The 17,255-nt window shown below is 69.2% G+C and carries 10 protein-coding genes; 6 read left to right on the top strand and 4 right to left on the bottom strand.

Annotated features, from left to right (window positions below):
- Window positions 1-157: 157 nt before the first annotated feature.
- Together glgB and D7I44_RS00260 are read right to left on the bottom strand one after the other, a co-directional pair.
- Entirely contained in the window at window positions 158-2,380 is a 2,223-nt protein-coding gene (glgB, locus tag D7I44_RS00265; protein ID WP_120787649.1) for a 1,4-alpha-glucan branching protein GlgB, read from the bottom strand.
- Window positions 2,380-4,398: an alpha-1,4-glucan--maltose-1-phosphate maltosyltransferase gene (locus D7I44_RS00260; protein WP_162939974.1), complete on the bottom strand. Its 2,019-nt coding sequence runs from the start codon at window positions 4,396-4,398 to the stop codon at window positions 2,380-2,382. Before D7I44_RS00260 ends, glgB begins: the two co-directional genes overlap by 1 nt.
- An 80-nt stretch (window positions 4,399-4,478) precedes the next feature.
- Between D7I44_RS00260 and D7I44_RS00255 the strand changes: the two genes are divergently transcribed.
- Together D7I44_RS00255 and glgP are read left to right on the top strand one after the other, a co-directional pair.
- Window positions 4,479-7,034, top strand: coding sequence for a glycogen/starch/alpha-glucan phosphorylase (locus D7I44_RS00255; RefSeq protein ID WP_120790712.1), 2,556 nt, complete (start codon window positions 4,479-4,481; stop codon window positions 7,032-7,034).
- A 24-nt stretch (window positions 7,035-7,058) separates the two neighbouring features.
- Window positions 7,059-9,626, top strand: coding sequence for an alpha-glucan family phosphorylase (glgP, locus tag D7I44_RS00250; RefSeq protein ID WP_120787648.1), 2,568 nt, complete (start codon window positions 7,059-7,061; stop codon window positions 9,624-9,626).
- A gap of 10 nt (window positions 9,627-9,636) precedes the next feature.
- Here the strand turns inward: glgP and glgX are convergent, their stop codons facing one another.
- Window positions 9,637-11,697 (bottom strand): glycogen debranching protein GlgX, encoded by a 2,061-nt coding sequence (gene glgX / locus D7I44_RS00245; RefSeq protein ID WP_120787647.1) that lies wholly within the window; start codon window positions 11,695-11,697, stop codon window positions 9,637-9,639.
- A 19-nt stretch (window positions 11,698-11,716) separates the two neighbouring features.
- Between glgX and D7I44_RS00240 the strand changes: the two genes are divergently transcribed.
- A complete protein-coding gene (locus tag D7I44_RS00240; protein ID WP_120790711.1) occupies window positions 11,717-12,886 on the top strand; it encodes a cysteine desulfurase family protein in 1,170 nt (389 codons plus the stop codon).
- On the opposite strand, the gene D7I44_RS00235 is transcribed toward D7I44_RS00240, so the two are convergent.
- Complete coding sequence (locus D7I44_RS00235; RefSeq protein WP_245979833.1) at window positions 12,870-13,397, bottom strand: EXPERA domain-containing protein; 528 nt, start codon at window positions 13,395-13,397, stop codon at window positions 12,870-12,872. The genes D7I44_RS00240 and D7I44_RS00235 overlap by 17 nt on opposite strands.
- A 69-nt stretch (window positions 13,398-13,466) precedes the next feature.
- On the opposite strand from D7I44_RS00235, the gene mnmA reads away from it, so the two are divergent.
- The 3 genes from mnmA to D7I44_RS00220 are packed head-to-tail and all read left to right on the top strand — an operon-like array spanning window position 13,467 to window position 17,252.
- A complete protein-coding gene (gene mnmA, locus D7I44_RS00230) occupies window positions 13,467-14,573 on the top strand; it encodes a tRNA 2-thiouridine(34) synthase MnmA (protein ID WP_120790709.1) in 1,107 nt (368 codons plus the stop codon).
- A 45-nt stretch (window positions 14,574-14,618) separates the two neighbouring features.
- Window positions 14,619-16,982, top strand: a complete 2,364-nt coding sequence (gene ligA, locus D7I44_RS00225; protein ID WP_120787646.1) for an NAD-dependent DNA ligase LigA — start codon at window positions 14,619-14,621, stop codon at window positions 16,980-16,982.
- A gap of 12 nt (window positions 16,983-16,994) precedes the next feature.
- Window positions 16,995-17,252: a hypothetical protein gene (locus D7I44_RS00220; RefSeq protein WP_120787645.1), complete on the top strand. Its 258-nt coding sequence runs from the start codon at window positions 16,995-16,997 to the stop codon at window positions 17,250-17,252.
- Window positions 17,253-17,255: the final 3 nt, after the last annotated feature.

Here is a 17,255-nt window from a genome sequence, read left to right as displayed (position 1 = left end):
CGGGCTGCATCCACGACCAGGCGCGGCGGCGCACTCGGTCGAACGGGGTCAGAGCGGCAGGCTCGGGCTCGTCGGTGTCGAAGACCGACGGCGGGACCTCGGCCATCGCCTCGAGATGGTGCTCTGAGAACTTCTGGACGGAGTCCTCAGCGGCTCTTCAAGCCGGGCCGGCCGGCACCTCGGGAACGGCCGGCGTCGGGCGCAGGAAGATCGCGCCCAGCGGCGGCAGGTTGACCTCGGCGCTGGCGGCACGACCGCCCCAGCCGCGCTCCTCCGCATGGATGCGGCCGAGGTTGCCCACTCCTGAGCCGCCGTAGCTCGCGGCATCCGTGTTCACGATCTCGTCCCAGTCGCCGGCGAACGGCAGGCCGAGTCGATAATCCTGGTGCGGCGCGCCCGAGAAGTTGAATGCGCAGACCACGGGGCCGTCCTCGCTCCAGCGCAGGAAGGCGAGCACGTTGTGCTCGGCGTCGCCCGCCTCGAGCCACTCGAAGCCGCGCGGCTCGGTGTCATAGCGCCAGAACGCCGAGTTCTCGCGGTAGATGCGGTTGAGGTCGCCGACGAGCTCGGCGACCTGGCGGTGGTCCGGGTAGTCGAGCAGATGCCAGTCGAGGCCGGTCTCGTCGTTCCACTCTGTCCACTGGCCGAACTCCTGGCCCATGAACAGCAGCTGCTTGCCCGGGTGCGCCCACATGAAGGCGAGGAAGGCGCGCAGGTTGGCGCGCTTCTGCCAGTGGTCGCCCGGCATCTTGTCGAGCAAGGAGCCCTTGCCGTGCACCACCTCGTCGTGGCTGATCGGAAGGATGAAGTTCTCGGAGTACGCGTACACCATCGCGAAGGTCATCTCGTTGTGGTGGTACGAGCGGTACGCGGGGTCGCGTTCGATGTACTGCAGCGAGTCGTGCATCCACCCCATGTTCCACTTGAAGCCGAAGCCGAGACCGCCCTGATCGGTCGGCTTCGTGACGCCGCTCCAGCTCGTCGACTCCTCGGCGATCATCATGATGCCGGGGTAGCGCTTGTACGCCGTCGCAGTCGTCTCCTGCAGGAATCCGATCGCCTCGAGATATTCGCGCCCGCCGTGGATGTTGGGCGTCCACTCGCCGTCGTTGCGGGAATAGTCGCGGTAGAGCATCGAGGCGACCGCGTCGACGCGCAGACCGTCGACGTGGAAGGTCTCGAGCCAGTAGAGCGCGTTCGCGTAGAGGAAGTTGCGCACCTCGGTGCGGCCGAAGTCGAAGACGTAGGTGCCCCAGTCCTTCTGCTCGCCGAGGCGCGGGTCGGCGTGCTCGTAGAGCGGCTGGCCATCGAATCGTGCGAGCGCCCAGTCGTCCTTCGGGAAATGGCCGGGCACCCAGTCCATGATCACGCCGATGCCCGCGCGGTGCAGCCGGTCGATGAGGTACCGCAGGTCGTCGGGGTGGCCGAAGCGGCTCGTCGCCGCGTAGTAGCCGGTCACCTGGTAGCCCCATGACGGCGCAAACGGGTGCTCGGCGAGCGGCAGGAACTCGACGTGGGTGAAGCCGAGCCAGGTGACGTACTCGATGAGCTGATCGGCGGCCTCGCGGTAAGACAGGCCGGGCCGCCACGAGCCGAAGTGCAGCTCGTAGATCGAGATCGGCTTGTCGTGATGGCTCGTGCGGCGGGCTGCGAGCCAGTCGCCGTCGCCCCACTCGTAGCGGCTCTCGCCCACCACGGAGGCCGTGGCGGGTGGCACCTCGGTGTACTGCGCGAGCGGGTCGGACTTGCGAACCCAGTCGCCCGACCTGGTGCGGATGTCGAACTTGTAGAGCGTGCCGACGTCGAGGCCTGGGACGAACAGCTCCCATAGGCCGCTGCCGCCCATCGAGCGCATCGTGTGGCCCGCGCCGTTCCACGAGTTGAAGTCGCCGACGACGCGCACGGCAGTCGCATTGGGCGCCCACACCGCGAAGGCGACGCCCTTCGTCGCGGCCGCGACGCCCCAGTGCTCGCGCACGTGCGCGCCGAGCGCGTTCCACAGCTCTTCGTGCCGACCCTGCTGGATCAGCCAGGTGTCGCCCTCGCCGAGCGTCGGGGAGAAGCGGTAGGGGTCGTCGGCCACGTAGACGCTGCCGTCGTCGTAGCGCGCCTCGATCACGTAGTCGCTCATGCCCGTGATCGACACCCCCTGCCACACGCCGTGCCCGATGTGCCCGAGCTCGACGTGCGCGCCGCTCGCGAGCACGGCGGACACCGAGCTCGCGAGCGGGCGCAGCGTGCGGATCACGGTCACCGGGTCGCTGACGCTGCCCGTGGCGATCGGATGCTGGCCGAGAACCGCGTGCGGCTCGTGATGCCGCCCCTCCGCGAGCGACTGCAGCGTCTCTTCGGCGATGCGGGGCAGGGTGACGCTGCTCATCAGCTGGGCTCCTTCACATGGAGGATGTGCACGGGCTCGTAGAACGAGTCGAGGCGGACGTAGTTGCGGGCGGACCAGTTCCAGCGCTGCCCGGTGACGAGGTCGCGCACCTCGAACTCGGCACCCGGGTCGAGGCCGAGCGCCGTGACGTCGAGGTGCACGAGCGTCTCGCGCACCGAGTGCGGGTCGACGTTCGCGACCACGATGACGGTGTCGGATCTGCCTGCGCGGCTGAACCGCGCGTCGAAGCGCTTGGAGTACACGAGCACGGCGTCGTCGTCCGAGCCGTGCAGCGTGAGGTTGCGCAGCTGGCGGAGCGCGGGGTGTGCTTTGCGGGCCTGGTTCAGCATGGTGAGGTAGGGGGCGAGCGAATCGCCCGAGGCTGCTGCGCGGCCGAAGTCCCGCGGCTTGAACTCGTACTTCTCGTTGTCGATGTACTCCTCGGCGCCCGGGCGGGCAACCGACTCGTAGAGTTCGTACCCGGAATAGACGCCCCACAGCGGCCCGGCGGTCGCGGCGATCGCTGCGCGGATCTTGAAGGCGGCCCGGCCGCCGAACTGCAGGTACTCGGTGAGGATGTCGGGCGTGTTCACGAACAGGTTCGCCCGGTAGAACGGCGCCCAGTCGCGAGAGATCGTCGTGAGGAACTCCTCGAGCTCGGCCTTCGTGTTCCGCCAGGTGAAGTACGAGTACGACTGCTGGAAGCCGGCCTTCGCCAGCGTCTGCATGACGGCCGGCCGGCTGAACGCCTCGGCGAGGAAGACCACATCCGGGTGGGCGGCGTTCACGTCGTGGATCAGCCACTCCCAGAAGCGCAGCGGCTTCGTGTGCGGGTTGTCGACGCGGAAGATCTTGATGCCCAGGCCGATCCAGTGCTCGACGATGCGGCGCACCTCGTGGCGCAGCCCGTCGTAGTCGTTGTCGAAGTTCAGCGGGTAGATGTCCTGGTACTTCTTCGGCGGGTTCTCGGCGTACGCGATCGTGCCGTCGGGCAGTGTCGTGAACCACTCGGGGTGGGTCTGGACCCACGGGTGGTCGGGGGATGCCTGCAGCGCCAGGTCGATGGCCACCTCGAGCCCGGACAGCTCGGCCTTGCCGAGGAAGTACTGGAAGTCCTCGACGGTGCCGAGCTCGGGGTGGATCGCATCGTGCCCGCCGTCAGGGCCGCCGATCGCCCACGGCGAGCCCGGGTCATCGGGGCCGGCGGTGAGCGCGTTGTTCGGGCCCTTGCGGTACGCGCGGCCGATGGGGTGGATCGGCGGCAGGTACACCACGTCGAAGCCCATCGCGGCCACCTCCGGCAGCCGCAGGGCCGCCGTGCGGAAGGTGCCGGACTGCCAGGTGCCGTCGCCGCGCCGCTTCGCGCCGATCGAGCGAGGGAAGAACTCATACCAGGCGCCGACGCCCGCGCGGGTGCGCTCGACGACGATGCGCCGCGTCTCGGACAGCGTCTGCAGCGACACCACGGGGCGCTCGGCCATGATCTGGTTCACGCGCGGCTCAGATGCCGCCGCCATGCGCGCCTCGGCCGGTGCGGCGTCGTCGCCCAGCATCCTTGCGAGATCGGTGAACATGCGCCGCTCGGCCTTCGAGCGGCGCTGGTCGGCCGCTGCGCGCTCCGCGATGATCGCGCCCTCCTGGAAGGTGACGGCGATGTCGACCCCGGCGGGGATCTTCTTCTCGGCCACGGCCCGCCAGGTGCCCCACTCGTCGGCCCAGGCCTGCATGCGGAAGCGCCATTCGCCCTCTGCGTCGAGCAGAGCGAGGACGCCCCAGCGGTCCGGGTGCTCGATACCCAACGGCTGCATGCGGTGCGCCGTCTGCTCGCCGGAGGGGGCCAGCAGCATCAGGTCGACGCCGATCAGGTCGTGGCCCTCGCGGAACGCGGTGATCTCGAACGGGACGACCTCGCCCGCGAACGCCTTGGCGGCGAACAGCCCGCCGTCGACCTCTGGGGAGGGCTCGATGAGCGGAATCCGGCCGAGGACGGGAGTGAAGGCATCCGTGTCGTTCGCCACGATGCGAACCTATCGTGTCCCCAAGTCGTCACAACCAAGAAACGTGGCGTCACTACGGTACGAGTGTGAGCGAATTCGACATGCTGGACGCAGTCAAGCCCGAAACCCCCGTGACGGCCGATGAGGCCCAGACCTCAGAGTCCCACCATGTCGGCCCGAGTTTCCAGCCGACGCATCCGCTCGCGCTCGCCCCTGTCACCTCTCCACCGCACACGGTCGACGGCTTCGTGAAGGAATTCCTCGCCGAGCTCAACACCAACGCCGGAGTGACGCTGTCCCGCTCGACGGTCAACGACCAGTACCTCTCGCTCGCACGCACTGTCCGCCACTACCTGTCCGCCAGGTGGCTCGAGAACACGCGCAAGGCGCGTGAGACGAAGGCCAAGATGGTCGGCTACCTGTCCGCCGAGTTCCTGCTCGGCCGGCAGCTCGGCAACGCGCTGCTCGCGAGCGATCTGGAGGAGATCGCGGAGCAGGCGCTCGCCGCCTGCGGGATCGACATCGCCACGCTGCGTGCGCAGGAGGTCGAGCCAGGTCTCGGCAACGGCGGCCTCGGCCGGCTGGCTGCGTGCTTCATCGACTCGCTCGCCACGATGGGCGTGCCGTGCATCGGCTACGGCATCCGCTACGAATACGGCATCTTCCGTCAGACCTTCGTCGATGGACGGCAGGTCGAGCAGCCGGATTCCTGGCTGACCCTCGGCAGCCCGTGGGAGTTCCCGCACCCCGAGCACGCGGTGCAGGTGGACTTCGGCGGCCACACGGAGACCTACGTCGACGCCGACGGAACCAGCCGCAGCCGCTGGATCCCGGCGTGGAACGTGCTCGGCATGCCGTACAACTACATGGTTCCCGGCTACCAGAACGGCCAGGTCAACACGCTGCGGCTGTGGAGTGCGCAGGCGACGCAGGCCTTCGACCTGCCGACGTTCAACAGCGGTGACTACGCCGACGCCGTGCGCGCCCAGACCTTCGCAGAGAACATCACCAAGGTGCTCTACCCCGAGGACTCGACCCCGCAGGGCAAGGAGCTGCGGCTCCAGCAGCAGTACTTCTTCGTGGCCTGCTCGATCCGCGACTTCCTCGACCGGTTCATCCTCGACGGCGACGTGACGACCCTGCCCGAGCGGGTCATCTTCCAGCTCAACGACACCCACCCGGTGATCGCGGTCCCGGAGCTGATGCGGGTGCTCGTCGACATCGAGAAGCTGGACTGGGACGAGGCGTGGGCGATCACGCAGAAGTGCTTCGCCTACACCTGCCACACGCTGCTGCCCGAGGCGCTCGAGGTGTGGTCGACGGAGCTCCTCGGCCGGCTCCTTCCCCGGCACCTTGAGATCATCTACCGCATCAACGACGAGTTCCTCGCCGAGGTGCGCGCGGCGTACCCGAACGACGAGCTGCGCGCCCGGCAGATGTCGATCATCGGCGAATACCCCGAGCGTGCGGTGCGCATGGCGTACCTCGCGACGGTCGCCGGATCGAAGGTGAACGGCGTCGCCGAGCTGCACTCGCAGCTGCTGCGCGACAAGGTGCTGCACGACTTCTCCGAGTACTGGCCGGAGAAATTCACGAACGTGACCAACGGCGTCACGCCACGGCGCTTCATCCGCCTCGCGAACCCCGGCCTGTCCGAGCTGATCACCGAGACGCTGGGGACCGGCTGGCTGACCGACCTCGAACGGCTCGAGGAGCTCGAGCCGTATGCGGAGGACGCGGGATTCCGGGACTCGTTCGTCGCCATCAAGGAGGCGAACAAGGCCAAACTGTACCGGCTGCTGCAGGCGCGCGACGGGGTCGTCCTTCCCGAGCACCACCTGCTCGACGTGATGGTGAAGCGCCTGCACGAGTACAAGCGCCAGAGTCTGAAGCTGCTGCACATCGTCAGCACCTACGAGCAGATCATCACCGGGAAGGTCGCGGCAGACGAGGTCACGCCACGCACCTTCGTGTTCGGCGCGAAGGCGGCCCCCGGGTACCGCATCGCCAAGGAGACCATCCACCTGATCAATTCGGTGGCCCAGGTCGTCAACAGCGATCCGCTGGTGAAGGACGTGCTGAAGGTCGTCTTCCCGGCCAACTACAACGTCACGCTCGCAGAGACGCTGATTCCCGCAGCCGACCTCTCCGAGCAGATCTCGCTCGCCGGCAAGGAGGCGTCGGGCACCGGCAACATGAAGCTCGCGCTCAACGGCGCCCTCACCATCGGCACCGACGACGGGGCCAACGTCGAGATCCGCAAGCTGGTCGGCGACGAGCACTTCTTCCTGTTCGGTCTCACCGAGCCGGAGGTCGCCGAGCTGCAGGCGAAGGGGTACCACGCGCACGAGTACTACGAGAGCAACCCGCAGCTCAAGGCCACCCTCGACCTGATCGCCTCAGGTCACTTCTCCGGCGGCGACCGCGGCCTGTTCGAGCCGTTGGTCTCGAACCTGCTCTATGACGACCGGTTCATGGCCCTCGCCGACTTCGAGTCCTATCTCGACGCGCAGGCGAAGGTCGACGCGTCCTACGTCGACCAGGATGCGTGGGCGCGGTCGGCGGTGCTGAACGTCGCCAGAAGCGGCTTCTTCTCGTCCGACCGCTCCATGCGCGACTACATCGACCGGATCTGGCACACGCACCCGCTCCGTTAGTCGCGCGCCGCTAGTCTGGCGATCGTGAAGGCGATCCGCAGGTTCACCGTTCGTGCCGTGATTCCGGAGGCGCTGGCGGCGCTCGACGAACTGGCCCTCAACCTGCGGTGGTCGTGGCATCGGCCGACACAGCGGCTGTTCCGCTCGATCTCGGAGGAGGCGTGGCACGCGAGTCACGACCCGATCCAGCTGCTCGGGGCGGTCGAGCCCGCGCGCCTCGAGGAGCTCGCAGCAGACCCGGCGTTCGTGCAGCAGGCGAACGACCTGCGAGACGACCTGCGCCGCTACCTCTCCGAACCCCGCTGGTACCAGGGCCTCGTCGATGCGCCGCAGTCGATCGCCTACTTCTCGGCCGAGTTCGGCGTCGCGGCCGCGCTTCCGCAGTATTCGGGCGGCCTGGGGATTCTGGCAGGCGACCACCTGAAGGCGGCATCCGATCTCGGCGTGCCGCTCATCGGCATCGGCCTGTTCTACCGCTCCGGCTACTTCCGCCAGTCGATCTCGGGCGACGGGTGGCAGCAGGAGGCCTACCCCGTGCTCGACCCCGACGGCCTGCCCCTGTCGGTGTTGCGCCGGCCGGACGGCATGGCCGCGCGCGTCTCGCTCGGCCTGCCCGACGGGCGGGCACTGGCCGCCCGCGTCTGGGTCGCCGAGGTGGGGCGCGTCAAGCTGCTGCTGCTCGACACGAACATCCGCGACAACGACGAGGAGCTGCGCTCGGTCACCGACCGTCTCTACGGCGGGGGCGGCGAGCACCGGCTGCTGCAGGAGCTGCTTCTCGGCATCGGGGGCGTCCGTGCCATCGCCCTGGCCGTCGAGCTGCTCGGCGTCGCGCAGCCGACCGTCTTCCACACCAACGAAGGGCACTCGGGCTTCCAGGGCCTCGAGCGCATCTCCAACCTGATCGGCGAGGGGCTGAGCTTCGACGAGGCGCTGCAGGTGGTGCGTGCGGGCACGGTGTTCACCACCCATACGCCCGTGCCTGCGGGCATCGACCGCTTCGAGCGCCCGCTGATCGAGCGGTATTTCGCGACGCCTGACCTGCTGCCGGGCGTCACGCTCGACCAGGTGCTCGGGCTCGCGCTCGAATCGCAGATGGGCGGCCCTGACAGCGTGTTCAACATGGCCGTCCTCGGCCTGCGCCTCGGCCAGCACGCCAACGGCGTGGCGAAATTGCACGGTCGTGTGTCGCGGGCGATGTTCCAACCGCTGTGGCCCGGCTTCGACGCGGACGAGGTGCCGATCACCTCGGTGACCAACGGCGTGCACGCACCGACGTGGGTCGACTCGAGCCTCATCGCGCTGGCCGAGGCGCATTTCGGCACCGGCGACACCACCCGGGTGGATTGGGAGAGCGATCAGGTGACGGATGCCGGGCTGTGGGCTGCCCGCAACGAGATGCGCGCGTCGACCGTCGCCGACGCGCGCCGCCGCGTGCGTGCCGCGCACGAGGCAGCGGGCGGCGTCGCGCCCGCGTGGACCGACGAGGTGCTCGACGCGAACACCCTCACCATCGGGTTCGCGCGCCGCGGCGCGAGCTACAAGCGGCTGACGTTGATGCTGCACGACAAGGAGCGGCTGGCGAAGATCCTGCTCGACCCCGAGCGTCCCGTGCAGATCGTCGTGGCGGGCAAGGCGCACCCTGCCGACGACGAGGGCAAGCGGCTCATCCAGGAGCTCTACGAGTTCGCCGAGCAGCCCGAGATCCGCGAGCACCTCGTCTTCCTGCCGAACTACGACATCACGATGGCGCAGACCCTGTACCCGGGCACCGACGTCTGGCTGAACAACCCGTTGCGCCCGATGGAGGCGTGCGGCACGAGTGGCATGAAGGCGGCGCTGAACGGCTCGCTCAACCTGTCGATCCTCGACGGCTGGTGGGACGAGTACTACGACGGCAAGAACGGGTGGGCGATCCCGTCGGCGGACTCGGCGGGGGATTCCGACGAGCGCGACGCGCTCGAGGCGGCCGCCCTCTACGACCTGATCGAGCATCAGCTCGCCCCGATGTTCTACGAGCGCAGCGAAGACGGCATCCCCGTCGCCTGGCTCGGCCGGGTGCGCTACGACCTGAAGACCCTGTCACCCGAGCTGTCGGCCGATCGCATGGTGATGCAGTACGTGCAGGAGCTGTACGCGCCCGCGCATCACTTCGCGGCGAAGCTCGACGCCCACGGCTTCGCGGCAGCCCGCGCGCTCTCCGCGTGGAAGAGGAAGGTGGTGGCCGCGTGGCCGCAGGTCGCCGTCGCGCATGTGGAGTCAGGCGGTCTCGACGCGGTGCCGCAGGTGGGCGAGGAGCTGCACCTGCGCGCGCACGTCGCGCTCGGCGCCCTCGCGCCGGCGGATGTCCGCGTCGAGGTCGTCTACGGCCGCAGCGAGTCGGCCGCCGGCGATGAGCTCACCGAGCTGCGCTCGCAGGAACTCGAGCTCGAGGGCGGCGCGCCGGCGAAAGGCGGCGCGGCGACCACCGCGTTCGGCGGCATCGTGGTGCTCGACCGAGCGGGATCGTTCGGCTACACCGTGCGCGTGCTGCCCAAGAACGAGCTGCTGGCGTCGGCGGCCGAACTCGGGCTGGTCGCATCGGCGGGCTGAGCCGGCCCGCCTACTCGAAGTCGCGTCCGCTGCAGTGGAACAGCTGCAGTGACGTGGGGCTGACGGTCACGACGTCGCCGGCTTTGAACCACGTCGTGCCGGGCTTCGGCTCTTCATCGGCGCTGTCCCAGACCAGTTCGTAGCCGTCGACGCCCTCGTGGGCGGGAAGCGTGACGGCGATCTCGGTCTCGAGCCCGTGCACGATGAGCAGGATGCGGTTGAAGTCCTCGACCTCGGGCGTCGAGGCCGCGACGTACTGCAGGGTGCGCGCCGACGGGTCCTGCCAGTCCGGCTCGTCCATCGTGTTGCCGCCCGCGTCGTACCAGTCCATCTGGCTCGACTGCGGCACGTGCTCGCCGAGCTTCGCGTAGCGCACGGGCCGCACCGCGGGGTTCGCGAGGCGCAGGCGGATCAAGTCTGCGGTGACGGCGAGCTGGCGCTCAGCATCCGCATCGCGCTCCCATGACAGCCAGGTCAGCTCGCTGTCGTGGCAGTAGGCGTTGTTGTTGCCCTGCTGCGAACGGCCGAACTCGTCGCCTGCCGTGATCATCGGCACGCCGGCCGAGAGCAGCAGGGTGCCGAGCAGGTTGCGCATCGCCTTGCGGCGGACGGCGAGGATGTCCGGGTCGGTCGTGCCGCCTTCGGCTCCGTGGTTGAACGAGCGGTTGTTGTCGGAGCCGTCGCGGTTGAACTCCCCGTTGCCGAAGTTGTGCTTGGTGTCGTACGCGACGAGGTCGGCCAGGGTGAAGCCGTCGTGCGCGGTGATGAAGTTGACCGAGGCCAGCGGCCCGCGCTCGGCGCTGAAGGTGTTCGATGAGCCGGCGAGGCGTGTGGCGAGGCCGCCGATCCCGGTGGACGGGGTGCCGTGGTCGCGCGCGTCGGCGATGTCGCGCAGCCAGAACTGGCGCATGCGGTCGCGGTAGCGGTCGTTCCACTCGGCCCAGCCTTCAGGGAAGTTGCCCGTCTGCCAGCCGCCGAGACCCACGTCCCACGGCTCGGCGATGAGCTTCACGTCCTGCAGCTGCTCGTCGTCGATGAGGCCGTTGATCAGGGGGTGGTCGCGCGTGTAGGCGCCGCTCTCGTCGCGCCCGAGGGTCGCCGCGAGGTCGAAGCGGAATCCGTCGACCTGGCACTCGTTCGCCCAGTAGCGGACGGAGTCGCGCACGAGCTCGCGCGCGACCTCCTGGCCGAAGTCGACCGTGTTGCCACAGCCGGTGACGTCGTAATACGTGCCGTCGTCGAGCTGCCGGTAGTAGCTGGAGTTGTCGATGCCGCGGAAGCTCGAGCGCGGGCCGCCGAGGCCTGCCTCTGCCGTGTGGTTGTAGACCACGTCGAGGATGACCTCGAGGCCGGCCTCATGCAGCAGCTTGACCATGCCCTTGAACTCGCGCAGCACCGCGCTCGGGCCGGCGGCCTGCGCCGCCTTGGTCGCATAGGGCGAGTGCGGCGAGAAGAAGTTGACGGTGTTGTAGCCCCAGTAGTTCGACAGGCCCTGGCGGACGAGGCGGGGCTCGGAGGCGAAGTAGTGCACGGGCAGCAGCTCGACGGCCGTCACGCCGAGCTTCGTGAGGTACTCGATCGAGGCGGGGTGGGCGAGCCCGGCGTACGTGCCGCGCAGTTCTTCCGGCACAGCCGGGTTGAGCTTCGAGAACCCGCGCAGGTGCGCCTCGTACACGATGGTGTGGTCGAGATCGCGGTGCGGCTTCTGCACGCCGCCCCAGTCGAACCGCCGGTCGACGACGACGGCGCGCCACTGGTCGGGGCGCAGCTCGCTGACGCCCTTGGCGTACGGCTCGATGAGGAAGGTCGTCGGGTCGAATGCGTTGCGCGGGCCGGCCGGTCCGTCGACGCGGATCGCATAGCGCGCGTCGGGGACGAGTCGTGCCGACGAGCCGGACCAGACGTCGTCTGCACCGCGCTCGAGCTGCACGGTCTCGGTCGCCCAGTCGGGGTCCTTGCGGTCGAACAGGACGAGTTCGACCTTCGAGGCGTTCGCGCTCCACACTCCGAGCGTTCCGCCGGCCTCGGTGGGCGTGACGCCCAGAGGGGTCGCCGAAACGGGTGCGGACATGGTGTCTAGAGTAGTGATCGTGGGCGTCTATCTTGACCACGCAGCGACGACGCCGATGCTTCCTGAGGCCATCGACGCGTACGCGCGGGCGATGAGCGAGGTCGGCAACCCGTCGTCGATCCATTCGGCGGGGCAGAACGCCCGCAGGCTGCTCGAAGAGGCGCGCGAGGCGGTGGCCGCATCGCTCGGCTGCGACCCCATCGAGGTCGTCTTCACCTCGGGCGGGACCGAGGCGGTCAACCTCGCCCTGAAGGGCGGGTTCTGGGCCGCGGCCCCCGACCGACGCCGCATCGTCGTTCCGAATGGCGAGCACCACGCCACGATCGACACGGTCGAATGGCTGGTCGCGCACGAGGGCGCGCGCGCGTCCTGGGTCGCGCTGGACGACCAGGGATTCGTCGATGCGGATGCCTGGACCGACGCGCTGCGCGGCGGCGACGTCGCCCTCGCCACCGCGCTCTGGGTCAACAACGAGGTCGGCACGATCGAGCCGGTCGCCGAGCTCGCGTCGGCTGCGGCATCCGCCGCCGTCCCGTTCCACCTCGACGCCGTCGCGGCCTACGGCCATGTGCCCATCTCGTTCCGCGCGCTGAGGGCCGCCGCACTCTCGGTGTCGGCCCACAAGATCGGCGGCCCGGCCGGCATCGGCGCCCTGGTGCTGTCGCGCACCGCGACCGTCGTTCCGACCGTGCACGGCGGCGGCCAGCAGCGCAATGTGCGCTCAGGCACGCAGGACGTCGCGGCCGCCGTCTCCTTCGCCGTCGCCGCCGAGGCCGCGGTCGCCGCGCTCGACGCCGAGCGTGCGCGGCTCACGGGTCTGCGCGACCGGCTCATCGCCGGGGTGCGGGCCGCCGTGCCCGCCGCTCGGCTTTCCGGGCCGGAGGGCGACGCGCGCGTCGCGTCGAATGCGCACTTCACGTTCCCCGGCGCGCAGGGCGACTCGCTGCTCTTCCTGCTCGACGCAGCCGGCGTCGCGGTATCGACGGGCTCGGCCTGCCAGGCGGGGATCCCCGAGCCCTCGCATGTGGTGCTCGCGATGGGGCGGCCGGCGGCCGAAGCCTCCTCTGCTCTGCGCATCACCCTCGGCAGGACGACGACGGAAGCCGATGTCGATGCCTTCCTCGCCGCGCTACCCGACGCCTACGCGCGGGCGGCGAAGGCGGGGTTCACGACTACCAGCGGCGCGTGAACGGCAGTGGCTTCCGCATGCGGATGAGCAGCAGCAGCGGGAAGACGATGTACGGCAGGTTGAAGGCGAGGAACACGCCGACGTTCGGCGTGGCCTGACCGGCAGGGCCGAACAGCTCGACGCCGAAGATCGGGATGCCGGTGAGCGCGATGATCATCGTCGCGTAGATGACGCTCGGCAACTGGATCCAGTTCCAACCGCGCACCAGCGCGAACAGCAGCACGACATAGAACACGATGTAGACGAACGCCGACGTGCCCGAGATGAACCGCAGCCAGAGCGGGTGCGCCTGGTAGAGCGGGTCGAAGTTGCTCGCGTACCAGAAGTTCCAGCGCACGAGGATGTTCGGCGAGTCGGCCACCTGATCCAGGCCGAGCCCCTCGACCGAGTCGCTGATGATGCTCGTCACGATGAACACGGCGAACACCACCAGGAAGAGGAAGTCGATGGGGCGCTGCGTGATCGGGAGGTTTGTCGTGCGGGTCGCTGAGCCTGCTGCGGGAGACGTCACGATGTAGAAAATTACCCCCGAATGGCGCGGACGGAGCTCGTTGCCAGCGGCATTTCGTACGCTGGTGTCATGCGTGTTCTTGCGGCGATGAGTGGCGGGGTCGACTCCTCGGTGGCTGCTGCGCGCGCGAAAGACGCCGGCCACGAGGTCGTGGGTGTGCACCTCGCACTGTCACGCATGCCAGGAACGCTGCGCACCGGCTCGCGCGGATGCTGCACGATCGAGGACGCGATGGATGCCCGGCGCGTCGCCGACCTGATCGGCATCCCGTTCTACGTGTGGGACTTCTCTGAGCGGTTCAAGGCGGACGTCGTCGACGACTTCGTCGCCGAGTACCAGGCTGGTCGCACTCCAAACCCGTGCATGCGCTGCAACGAGCGCATCAAGTTCGCCGCGCTGCTCGAGAAGGCGCTGGCGCTCGGCTTCGACGCGCTCGTTACAGGCCACTACGCGACGGTGCTGACGGATGCCGCGGGAAATCGCGAGCTGCACCGGGCCGCCGCCTGGGCGAAAGACCAGTCCTATGTGCTCGGCGTGCTGAACTCGGAGCAGCTCGCGCACGCGATGTTCCCGCTCGGCGCCACGCCGTCGAAGGCCGAGGTGCGCGCAGAGGCAGAGGCGCGCGGGTTCGTGACCGCGCAGAAGCCGGACTCGTACGACATCTGCTTCATCCCCGACGGTGACACGCGCGGCTGGCTCGCCGAGCACGTCGGCATCTCGAACGGCGCGATCGTCGACCGCTCGGGCGACATCGTCGGGACGCATGCCGGGGCGCAGGGGTACACCGTCGGCCAGCGCCGCGGGCTGAACCTCACGGTGCCGGCGCCCGACGGGCGGCCGCGGTTCGTGCTCGAGGTGAAGCCGCAGACGAACGAGGTCGTCGTCGGCCCGAAGGAGGCGCTCGACATCGCCGAGCTCGCCGGGGCGCGCTTCACGTGGGCGGGGCTCGCGCCGCAGCATCCGTCGACGCCGTTCGACTGCGAGGTGCAGATCCGCGCGCATGCCGACCCCGTGCCCGCGGTCGCCGTCGTGCGCGACGGAGAGCTCGTGATCACGCCCGCGTCGCCGATCAACGGCGTCGCGCCGGGGCAGACCGCGGTCGTCTACGTCGGCACGCGCGTGCTCGGCCAGGCGACGATCGACCGCACGGTCGCTGCGGTTCCGGCGAGCGTGTAGCGGCCGCGTCAACGCCCTGCCGGTGTCGGCGGCCCTCGGTAGCCTGTGAGCGTGGCAGAAGTGACGCAGCAGCAGGCCGCGGCCGAGGTCGCCGAGCTGACCGACCGCATCAACGGGGCGCGCGAGTCGTACTACGGCGAAGACGCGTCACTCGTCGACGACGCCACCTATGACGGGTGGATGCACCGGTTGGAGGAGCTCGAGCGGCTGTTCCCCGAGCTCGCCAGCCAGGACTCGCCGACGCAGACGGTCGGGGCTGCGGAAGAGACGGGGCTCGACACGATCGAGCACGCCGAGCGCATGCTCAGCCTCGACAACGTGTTCTCGATCGACGAGCTGAGCGAGTGGTGCGCGAAAGCCGAGGAGCTCGCGGGGCGGAAGGTCGAGTGGCTCACCGAGCTCAAGATCGACGGGCTCGCGATCAACCTGCGCTACGAGAACGGCGTGCTGACGTCGGCCGCGACGCGCGGCGACGGGCGCATCGGCGAGATCGTGACCGGCAACGCGCTGAAGCTTGCCGACATCCCCGAGCGGCTGGCCGGAACGGGGCATCCCGCGCTCGTCGAGGTGCGGGGCGAGGTGTTCATCCCCGTCGCCGCGTTCGAGAAGCTCAACGAGCTGCAGGCCGAGCTGCGCGAGCGCTACATCGCCGAGCTGCAGGAGCGGCATGAGGCGCGGCGCTCAGGGCAGCCCTTCGACGCCGAGAAGGCGAAGACGTCAGCAGGGCGGCGGTTCCCGGCCTTCGCGAACCCGCGCAACGCGGCGAGCGGCGGGCTGCGCCAGCAGCTGGACAAGAAGAAGACGGCGCTCGAGCGCGAGGCATCCATCGCCCGTCTCGAATCGCTGCGCCTGTTTGTGCACGGCATCGGCGCGTGGCCGGACCCGCCCGTCTCCGCCCAGAGCGAGGTCTACGACCTGCTGAAGTCGTGGGGGCTGCCGACCAGCCCGTACTACGAGGTGTTCCCGTCCGTCGATGGCGTCGTCGGCTTCGTCGAGAAGTACGGCGCCGAGCGGCACTCGGTGCTCCACGAGCTCGACGGCATCGTCGTGAAGGTCGACGAGCTGGCCTTGCATGACGAGATGGGCGCGACGAGTCGCGCGCCGCGCTGGGCCATCGCGTTCAAGTACCCGCCCGAGGAAGTGCAGACGAAGCTGCTCGACATCGTCGTGTCCGTCGGCCGCACCGGGCGAGCGACGCCGTTCGCCGTCATGGAGCCTGCGCACGTCGCCGGCTCGGTCGTGCGGCAGGCGACGCTGCACAACCAAGACGTCGTCAAGGCCAAGGGCGTGCTGATCGGCGACACGGTCGTGCTGCGCAAGGCGGGCGACGTGATCCCCGAGGTGCTCGGGCCTGTCATCGAGAAGCGCGACGGCACCGAGCGCGAGTTCGTGATGCCCGAGCGCTGCCCTGAGTGCGGCACCCCGCTCGCGCCAGCCCGTGAAGGCGACATCGACCTGCGCTGCCCGAACGCCCGCTCCTGCCCTGCGCAGGTGCGGGGCAGGGTCGAGCATGTCGGCTCGCGGGGCGCGCTCGACATCGAAGGACTGGGTGAGGTCGGGGCTGCTGCACTCACCGAGGCGACGGCGGGGCGCCCTGCTCTGCTCGCGACCGAGGCCGGGCTGTTCGACGTGACCGTCGCCGACCTGTTCCCGATCCGTGCGCTGGTGCGCGACGTCGAGACCGGCGAGCCGCGGCTGCTCGACGACGGCAGCTACGACTACCGCACGCCGTTCCAGCGGCGACGGAAGAAGACCGGGAAAGACTCCGACGGGCTGTTCGACCCGGCGGCCGACGGCTTCGCCGGCGACGAGGAAGCGGTGCCGTCGAAGGCCGCGGAGGAGCTGATCGCCGAGCTCGAGAAGGCGAAGACGAAGGACCTGTGGCGGATGCTGGTGGCGCTCAACATCCGCAACGTCGGCCCTGTCGCGGCGCGGGCTCTCGCGGGGTACTTCGGGTCGCTCGAGGCGATCCGTGCGGCATCCGTCGAGCAGCTCGCGGAGGTCGCAGGTGTCGGGCCGATCATCGCCGGGTCACTGACCGAATGGTTCGAGGTCGACTGGCATCGCGAGATCGTCGAGCGCTGGGCTGCGGCCGGTGTGCGGTTCGCGATTCCGGGCCACCCCGGCCCGGGCGCCGCTGAGGAGACCGGGGGAGTCCTGTCGGGACTCACCGTCGTCGCCACCGGCTCACTCGAGGGCTTCTCACGCGAGGGGGCGAACGAGGCGATCATCGCCGCGGGCGGAAAGGCCGCCTCGAGCGTGTCGAAGAAGACCGACTACGTCGCGGCCGGCCCCGGTGCGGGCTCGAAGCTCGCGAAGGCCGAAGAGCTGGGCATCCCGATTCTGGATGCCGCGCAGTTCGCGATCCTCGTGACGCAGGGGCCTGACGGGCTGAATCTCACTTCATGATACTTTCATGACATGGCGATTCTGCAGGTGAAGAGCATGCCCGATGAGCTGTACGCAGGGTTACAGACGAGGGCGAAAGCGCAGGGAATGAGCATGTCCGAGTATGTGGTGCGCGTGCTGCGCAAGGATCTCTCGCGACCCACGACGAGTGAGTGGCTCTCTCAGGTCGAAGAGCGTCTCGAAGGCGAGCCTCTTCGTGACATCGATGTCGTCACCGCTCTGGATGGCGTGCGTGCGGAGTTCGGCTCGTTCGAGCGGCCCGGCGAGTGATCG

The organism is Gryllotalpicola protaetiae, from assembly GCF_003627055.1.
GTDB lineage: Bacteria > Actinomycetota > Actinomycetes > Actinomycetales > Microbacteriaceae > Gryllotalpicola > Gryllotalpicola protaetiae.
This window is presented reverse-complemented; position numbering and strand designations above follow the sequence as displayed.

What these genes read in the sequence shown, in the direction of transcription:
- glgB (WP_120787649.1), bottom strand. Translation starts at nt 2,380, where the DNA reads ATGAGCAGCGTCACCCTGCCCCGCATCGCCGAAGAGACGCTGCAGTCG.
- mnmA (WP_120790709.1), top strand. Translation starts at nt 13,467, where the DNA reads ATGCGTGTTCTTGCGGCGATGAGTGGCGGGGTCGACTCCTCGGTGGCT.
- glgX (WP_120787647.1), bottom strand. Translation starts at nt 11,697, where the DNA reads ATGTCCGCACCCGTTTCGGCGACCCCTCTGGGCGTCACGCCCACCGAG.
- D7I44_RS00255 (WP_120790712.1), top strand. Translation starts at nt 4,479, where the DNA reads ATGCTGGACGCAGTCAAGCCCGAAACCCCCGTGACGGCCGATGAGGCC.
- D7I44_RS00220 (WP_120787645.1), top strand. Translation starts at nt 16,995, where the DNA reads ATGGCGATTCTGCAGGTGAAGAGCATGCCCGATGAGCTGTACGCAGGG.